The following is a 5,137-nucleotide window of genomic DNA, read 5'->3' on the forward strand; positions in this document are numbered from 1 at the left end:
TAGACAGAGGAGATTTCGATGAGTCAGATCGCATTCGACGGCGAGCTCGCCCGGCTGGCGGCGGCCCGCCTGGACACCCTGGCCGACGGACTCGAGGGCACGCTGCACCGCCGCGGTGACGCGCTCGCCCCGGCGGCGGCGGGCCTCGATCCGGTGTCGCGGCAGACCGCGCAGACCATCGGCGCGGTCGGCGGATCCTTCCAGGACTCCTATCGCAGCGGCGTCGGCGAGCTGCGCAAGATCGCCGCCAACCTGCGCTCGCACGCCGACCTCGCCGCCGTCGCCGACGACGACGTGGTCGACTCGTTCAAGCCCCTGATGTAGCGCGATGGCCGAGCCACCGCAGGCCGGGTTCACCGGCACGATCTGGGAGGCCGTGCCCGCCGAGCAACTGGCGCACGAGCTGACCACCGGACCCGGCGCGGCCCCGATGGCCGAGGCCGGGGCGGCCTACGCCGAGTTCGCCGCCGGACTCGGCGAGGCGGGCACGGAGTTCCGCGCCATCCTCGGGGTGGTCGGGCACGCCTGGGGCTCCGACTCCAGCGAGGACGGGCTCGCGCAGCTGGCCGGGTTGTCGACGTGGTTCGACGCCATCACCGCCGCGGCGACGGACAATGCCGCGACCGCCGCGCAGCAGGCCGCGTCCTACGAGCTGTGCAAACTCGGCATGCCGCCGGTGGCCGAGCTGAGCGCGGCCGTGCGATCGGCCGAGGACATGCTCGCCGGCGGCCTGCTCGGCGCGCCGCTGGCCGGGCTGCTCGACCTGGCCGAACGTCAGGTCGACGCGCTGCGCGAGCAGGCCGCCCAGGCGATGCGCACCTACGAGGCGGCGAGTGAGAAGCTGTCGGTTCCGTGGGAGCAGCCGCTGGCCCCGGCGGTGTCGGCGGGCGCCAACCTGCTCTCGGAACAGGCTCGGCGACAACCACATTCGCCCGCCGCGCCCGAGCCGCTCACCGCGCCGGTGCCCACGGAGGTCTTACACGCGCCCGCCTTGTCGGTCGATCTGTCCGCGCTCGATCTCACGCCGCCCCCGACGGTGCCGGTCGGCGCGGAGTCGCTGGTACTCACTCCGCTGCCGCAGCCCGGCTCGATCGTCGCGCCGGCGCCCGCGGCCACACTGGCCGTCTCCACGGCGGGTCCGGCAACGGCGCCGCCGCCGATCGTGCCGCCCGCCGCGTCTCAGACCGCCGCGCCCGCGCAACAGCCGGGTGTGCGTGCCGGGGCGGTCGAGGCGGGCGATATCAGCGAGCAGATCGTGGTCGATGCCGGATTCGCCACGGCCCCAGCGGTATTGGGCGGTAACGCGACGGCGCAGGGTCCACGAGCGGTGCCGGAGGTGCGGCCGTGACACGCACCACCGACGTCCGGGGGGCGTGACCAGATGGCGACCTTGACCCTCGACGGTGCCCTAGTCGTCGCGGAATCGCTTGGTGTGCAGACTTTTCCGTCGGTACTCGCGCTTCGCGCACGCCACGTCGACCATGCGAGCGCCGCCGGGGCACGCGAAGCCGCGACGCTGGAGCTACGTGAACGCGGCGTGCTCGACGGCTACGGGGACGTCCGCGACGACGAACTCGCGGGCGCGCTCTTCGCCCTCGCCCGCCCGGAACGCGAACTGGTACTGAGGATTCGGCGCGGCACGGAGCTACATCGGGTGTGCCTGGTCCGGCGCGGGCTCGACCACGCCGTCGCGATACGCGTCGGCGACGAGCTCGACATCCGCCCCGTGTGGGGCGACGAGGATCCCGAACTGCTGGCCAGGCCGCTGCTCGACGCGCTGGGACCGGCGCAGCCCGCCGACATCCCGACCTTCCGCGCCCCGACCGACGAACTGCGCGAGCGGCTCGACGCCGCCGACAACAGCGCGACCAGCGCCGTGTATCAGCTCGGCCTGCCCGAGCAGGACGCGATCACGCTGGGACTCGCACTGCGGCAATGGACTTCGCTCGCCGAACTGGTCTGCTACGCCCACGCCGACGGCGCCGCCGTGCGCTCGCCGGCCACCGCCGCCGTCTACGACACAGCCGCGGGCCGCATCATCGCCGGCGGCAGCGTCGCCGCCGACGGCCGGGCCTGGACCACCCTCGCTCCCGGCACCGATCGCAGGCTCGCCCACGCGGTGGCGGCCCAGATCGAGGCGCTGCCGCAGGGCCGCTGGATGCCGTAACACCGATTTCCCGATCGTCCGGAGTGATCGCTCCGGCAGTTTCACAGATCCATTCCTTCGAGAGGACGTCTCATGGCCGGTGCACTCCACCTTGATTTCGCTACTTTTCAGAAGTATGCGAACGAATACGCCGCAACAATTCCGCCGATCGACAAGACCGTCGACAAACTCGGCGTAGCGGTGGAAAGCGCGAAGAGCGGCTGGGAGGGCGACGCATACACCGCTTTCAATAAATTCGCCACCGAACTCCAGACGAAGATCAAGGCGGTGAACGTCGACCTCGGCCTGGTTTCCGACGCGCTGAACACCGGTGAGAAGAAGGTGGCGTCCACCGAAGACGAGAGCATGTCCGGGTTCACCACGCTGAACACCAACTACCTCTGACCCCACTACCGAGAACGGGACCATAACCATGCTGTACGACCCCGCGAAAATCCTCGCGCTCATCTCCGATCTGGAGTCCTACCAATCCGCCATCACCGCGGAGCGGACCAACGCCGACGACGCGTCGAAGAAGCTGCTGAGCCAGGCGTGGCAGAGCGGCGATTCGGGCGCGTCGGTGGCGTTCCAGCAGAAGCACAAGACGCTGATGGACGACATGGACGGCCTGCTGGCCGTCCTCGGCAAGGGCATCACCAATGTCCGGGGCGCGCTCGAGAAGGCGCAGGCGACCGATCAGCATGTCGCCGACGACTTCGTCTGGTAGCAGGCCGATCTCCGGGAGAGGGGCCCGCCGCGACGGCGACGGGCCCCTTTCTCATGCCGTCGGGGCCAGCGCCTCGGCCTCGGTCGCGGTGGCGCCGAGATACTCGAACTCCTCCGGGAGGGACACCAGCCGGACCGTCAGGTCCTCGCCCGCGGTGCGCAGCACGAGTTGGCCCGGGGCGTCGGCGGATTCGATGAGCACCACGTCGGCGTCGGGGCCCGCGGCCTCCTCCGGCCCGCGCACATAGACGGCGGTCGCGTCGGAGACCTGTCCGGCGGAGGTGACGCCGTCGTAGACGATCATCGTCGCCGAGGCCGCGTGGTGCGAGCCGCCCGCCGACGACACCGACAGCGCCGCGGGCGCGCCGACCTCGTCGACCAGGTGTTCCCACGCCGAGGGCCGCGCGCTGTGCACGATCACCTTGGCGCCGACGGCCACCGAGCGCAGCACCATCAGTTGGGTCAGCCCCAGCGATCCGACGATCTCCACGCGCCGGACCGACGGGCCGAACAGCGGAACCGCCACGCCCGAGCCGCTTTCCGTCGCGCCGATCACCTGACCGCACCCGCCGACCGGCACCGTGAACCTGGCCATCGCCGCGGCGGGGCCGCTCAGCGCGGCCGACAGCGGGAGGTGGCCGCCGTCGAGCAGCAGTCGCCGCTGGTTGCCCGGCAGCGGGAGCAGCCCGAGCGTCGCGACGGCGGAGTCGGATTCGGTGTCGGGGCCGCCGGTGACGTCCCGCCGCACCAGCGCGGTCAACGCCACCGCGGTACCCCGGCGGCCCGGCGTGTTCGACTCCGGCTTCGGCGTCAGGCGCAGCCGCGTGAGCACGGATTTACCGGGCAACGCCCACACCGAGGTCAGCACGCCGGAGTCCAGGCGCGCGGGCGGGATCGCGTAACCGGTCAGCTCGATGCTGTTGTTGCGCAGGGCCCGCCAGTTCTCGGACCACTGCGTCACCTCCGTGTCGTGCAGGGTGGCCGCCTCCGCCGCCGCGAGCTCCACCGCGGTCAGCACCGACACGCGGACTCCGCGGGTGGTGAGCCGGCTCGCGACGCGGCGGGTGGCGACCAGCGCCGCCCGGATCATGCCCTCCTGGCCGCCGCCTCGGTTGCCGATGGCGCCCGCGTTGTCCAGCGGATCGAATCGCAGGACCAGCCACAGCGTTCGGGAGGCCGCGGCGGGCAGCGGGCCGAGCAGCTTCTGGTACAGGTCGGCCACGTTGTGCGGGCCCTGGGTGCGGACGCCGAGCGCGAGCACGTCGACGGCCGAGAGCCGGATATCGAACTGGTCGAGGCAGCGCGCCACGTCGGCCAGCGACACGACCGAGCTCGAGTGGATATCGGCGGTGTCGAGCAGGGTGGGCGTCACCGCGGCGCGATCGAGGGCCAGCATGGTGATGAGATGGCTGCCGTCCCAGCGCATTCCGCAGCGGTCGCCGCTGGTTTCCGGGATCGGCACATCGAACGGCTCGGTGTGCGCGGGGCGAGCATTCTCGCGGCGATTACGCCACCAGAGTGCGGTGCGCATCCCCAGAATTCGCCAGATGTTTGTCTTGCGCACCCGCGCCGCGCCGAGCACGCAGGCGGCGACGCCCGCGCTCGCCGTGCCCCACAGCGGCGCGTCGAGCGCGATTGCCGTGGTAGCGGCCGCCGTGCCCGCCGCGGCGCACGGCAAAACTATTGTCAGCGGCGCCAGGTCGAACGGCGTGCGGCGGCACGGACCCGGCGGCGGAATTGCGGCCGCCGCCGTTTCGGTAGTTCCGGGAATTTGTTCGTTATTCACTCGGCCTGTCTCCATTCAGCACAAACCCTGCATTGTGCGCTAGCGTCTCACACGCCAGCCGAGAATGCGTAAGGAGTTGTGGTGCCTGCCCAGTTGACTACCCGCGCGCAGGTCAATGGATATAGATTCCTGTTGCAGCGCTACGGGCACGCGATGGTGCGCCGCGACGTACGGATGCTGCACGATCCCATGCGAATTCAATTCCGCTCGCTGATTACCGGCGTCGTGCTCGCGGTATTGGTCACCGCGGGCGCGGCGATTTTGTCGTTTCTGCGACCGCAGGGCCAGGTCGGCGACGCCAAGATCGTGATGGGTTCCGGCAGCGGCGCCCTGTACGCGGTGGTCGACGGCACGCTGCACCCCGCGCTCAATCTCGCGTCGGCCCGGTTGATCACGGGCAGCGGCGAGTCGCCGTCCTCGGTCAAGGACGCGAAGCTGTCGTCGATGCCGCGCGGGCCGCTGCTCGGCATTCCCGGCGC

General features: G+C 71.0%; 7 protein-coding genes. 6 read left to right on the top strand and 1 reads right to left on the bottom strand.

What is annotated here, in order from left to right; genetic code table 11:
* The first annotated feature begins 18 nt into the window (after positions 1 to 18).
* The 5 genes from ON39_RS34790 (at position 19) to ON39_RS34810 (ending at position 2,873) form a co-directional block, all read left to right on the top strand.
* The gene (locus tag ON39_RS34790; protein WP_040740557.1) at positions 19 to 324 is read left to right on the top strand and encodes a PE domain-containing protein; all 306 of its coding nucleotides are present in this window, start codon (positions 19 to 21) and stop codon (positions 322 to 324) included.
* Positions 325 to 328: 4 nt separating this feature from the next.
* On the top strand, positions 329 to 1,348 hold the full coding sequence (locus ON39_RS46330) for a PPE domain-containing protein (protein ID WP_051187486.1): 1,020 nt from the start codon (positions 329 to 331) through the stop codon (positions 1,346 to 1,348).
* A gap of 33 nt (positions 1,349 to 1,381) precedes the next feature.
* Positions 1,382 to 2,167 (top strand): ESX secretion-associated protein EspG, encoded by a 786-nt coding sequence (locus ON39_RS34800; RefSeq protein WP_040740558.1) that lies wholly within the window; start codon positions 1,382 to 1,384, stop codon positions 2,165 to 2,167.
* Positions 2,168 to 2,239: 72 nt separating this feature from the next.
* Positions 2,240 to 2,551, top strand: a complete 312-nt coding sequence (locus ON39_RS34805) for a WXG100 family type VII secretion target (RefSeq protein ID WP_040740559.1) — start codon at positions 2,240 to 2,242, stop codon at positions 2,549 to 2,551.
* Between the two features lie 28 nt (positions 2,552 to 2,579).
* Entirely contained in the window at positions 2,580 to 2,873 is a 294-nt protein-coding gene (locus ON39_RS34810; protein ID WP_040740560.1) for a hypothetical protein, read from the top strand.
* A 51-nt stretch (positions 2,874 to 2,924) separates the two neighbouring features.
* On the opposite strand, the gene eccE is transcribed toward ON39_RS34810, so the two are convergent.
* On the bottom strand, positions 2,925 to 4,658 hold the full coding sequence (gene eccE, locus ON39_RS34815) for a type VII secretion protein EccE (RefSeq protein WP_157195562.1): 1,734 nt from the start codon (positions 4,656 to 4,658) through the stop codon (positions 2,925 to 2,927).
* An 81-nt stretch (positions 4,659 to 4,739) separates the two neighbouring features.
* Here eccE and eccB point away from each other — a divergent pair.
* Positions 4,740 to 5,137, top strand: a 398-nt coding sequence (gene eccB / locus ON39_RS34820; RefSeq protein ID WP_083894874.1) for a type VII secretion protein EccB, incomplete at its 3' end; no start/stop codon positions are given.

The organism is Nocardia tenerifensis NBRC 101015 (assembly GCF_000308715.1).
GTDB classification, from domain to species: Bacteria; Actinomycetota; Actinomycetes; order Mycobacteriales; family Mycobacteriaceae; genus Nocardia; species Nocardia tenerifensis.